The following is a 2,118-nucleotide window of genomic DNA, read 5'->3' as shown; positions in this document are numbered from 1 at the left end:
CCCGCTGGAGTGTCCGCGGCGGGCGGGAGGGCTCAGGGCAGACGCACGACCTGGCCCGCGTAGACCAGCCCGGCGCCGAAGCCGGCCAGCAGGGCGAGGCCGCCGCTGGGGGCGCTACCGCTGGACAGCAGCTCCTCCATGGCGAGCGGGATGGACGCGGCGGAGGTGTTGCCGCTGGTGACGATGTCCCGCGCGACGGCGGTCCGTGCGGTCAGGCCCAGCTCCCCGACGACGAAGTCGGTGATGAGCATGTTGGCCTGGTGCGGAATGAACGCGTCGAGCTGATCCACGGTGACGCCCGCGAGGTCGAGCATCTTCCGCGTGGCGGGGACGAGTTCGTTGGTGGCCCAGCGGAAGACCTTCCAGCCCGCCATCGTGATGGCGGGACGGCCGTCCGGACGGGTCCCGGTGCCGTCGTGCCAGGGCGAGGTCATCTTCAGGGCGGCGTTGCGCGATCCGTCGGCGTGCCAGACCACCGGTCCGATGCCGGGTTCGTCGGAGGGGCCGACGACCACGGCGCCGGCACCGTCGGCGAAGAGGAAGGCGGTGTCGCTGTCGGAGTGGTCGAGGATGTCCGTCATCCGCTCGGCGCCGATGACGAGGACGTAGTCGGTACGGGCCATACGGACCAGGTCACTGGCGAGCGCGAGGGCGTGGCAGAAGCCGGCGCAGGCCGCCGAGACGTCGAAGGCGGCGGCCTGCCCGGCGTGCAGCCGGTGTGCGACCTCGACGGCCACGGCGGGCATCTGTTCCATGGAGGTGATGGTGGCGACGATGACCGTGCCGAGCTGGTCCGCGCCGATGCCCGCGGCTGCGAGCGCCTTCTCGGCGGCGGTGGTCGCCATCATCGGCAGGGTCTCTTCGGGGGAGGCGTAGCGCCGGGAACGGATGCCCGAGCGCTTCTCTATCCAGTCGGGGTCGAGTCCGGTCCGTTCGGCGATCTCGGTGTTGGGCACGGACCGTTCGGGCCGGTACGTGCCGACGCCCAGGAGGCGGCTGTGGCGCAGGGTCCGGGTGTCCTGAATCGTGGTCATGACTGTCGGTCGTCCTTTCGGGATGCGCGGGCGGACTTCGCGGGGGAGTGCCGGCGGCCCCGGTCCGTCAGGCCCCAGGGCTTGTACGTGGAGACGGCCGTCATGAAGACGAGGGAGAGCAGGGCGAGGAGGGCCGAGCCGGCCATGGTCCAGCCGACGGTGTCGAGTTCGCCGCCGCGGACGGTGGCGCCCGCGTCGACGAGTTCGTTGGCACGCAGGATCTGCTGGTGGATGACGGAGAAGCCGAGCACCATGACGCCCATCGTCCAGAAGAACTTCACGGCGACCCATCGGCGGTGCAGCAGGCGCCACTTGGTGCCGGCGCCCACGACGATGCCGGTGATGAGGGCGAACATGCTGGTCATGCCGAGGAAGATCTCGTCGAGCAGCGACATGGTGCGGTACATCGCGGCCTGCGTCTCGGCGTTGTGGGTGGTCGCGCCCGCGACCGACATGGCGAACATGCCGGTGACCAGGCCGAGCCAGCCCACGGAGATGCCCACATGGGCGGTGAGCACCGCCTTGCGCAGCCGCTGGGAGATGGTGCGGCTCTCCTCGCGCACGCTCGCCATCCACCGGTTGACGGAGGGGACGTAGAGGAGGACGAGGCCGACGACACTCGGGATCAGGCTGGCCACGGCGAGGCTCGCCTGCAGCGGTCCCACCAGCGGTCGACCCCCGAGCTGGGCGAGGCCGAGGCCGGTGAACAGCAGGCCGAGGGAGGTGAACACCGTCAGTAGCACCCGGCCCCACTGGCGGCCGGCCCGGAGCATCTCGGCGAAGAAGCCGAACAGGGCGCAGAAGGCGATGGTCAGGGCCAGGTCACCCGTGGTCGCCGCGCCGGCGACATCGGTCTCGACCTGGTGGGCGATCTCGAAGACGTTGCTCGCGATCGCGGCGAGCGTCGCCACGATCACCATGGCGTAGGCCCAGCCGACCGCGGCCGGCGGGCTGGTCACGGGTGCGGCGGCCGCCGTGGGGGCCGGGCGGACCACCCGAGCGGGCCCGGCCGTCTGCGGGCCCCGGCTCCGCTCTGTCCGGTCAGTCGTACTCACCGTCGCGCCTCCTTGGTTCCAAGGCGCGT

At 71.4% G+C, this 2,118-nt stretch carries 2 protein-coding genes; both read right to left on the bottom strand.

Annotation, left to right across the window (positions count from 1 at the left end; genetic code table 11):
- Positions 1-32 precede the first annotated feature (32 nt).
- On the bottom strand, positions 33-1,034 hold the full coding sequence (locus tag STRTUCAR8_RS41035; RefSeq protein WP_006382302.1) for a beta-ketoacyl-ACP synthase 3: 1,002 nt from the start codon (positions 1,032-1,034) through the stop codon (positions 33-35).
- Positions 1,031-2,089, bottom strand: coding sequence for a hypothetical protein (locus STRTUCAR8_RS41030; protein WP_143666525.1), 1,059 nt, complete (start codon positions 2,087-2,089; stop codon positions 1,031-1,033). The genes STRTUCAR8_RS41035 and STRTUCAR8_RS41030 overlap by 4 nt, the downstream gene beginning before the upstream one ends.
- Positions 2,090-2,118 lie beyond the last annotated feature (29 nt).

It is taken from the genome of Streptomyces turgidiscabies Car8, assembly GCF_000331005.1.
Classification (GTDB): Bacteria; Actinomycetota; Actinomycetes; order Streptomycetales; family Streptomycetaceae; genus Streptomyces; species Streptomyces turgidiscabies.
Note: the sequence above shows the minus strand (reverse complement) of the source record. Positions and strands in the feature narration are given on the sequence as shown.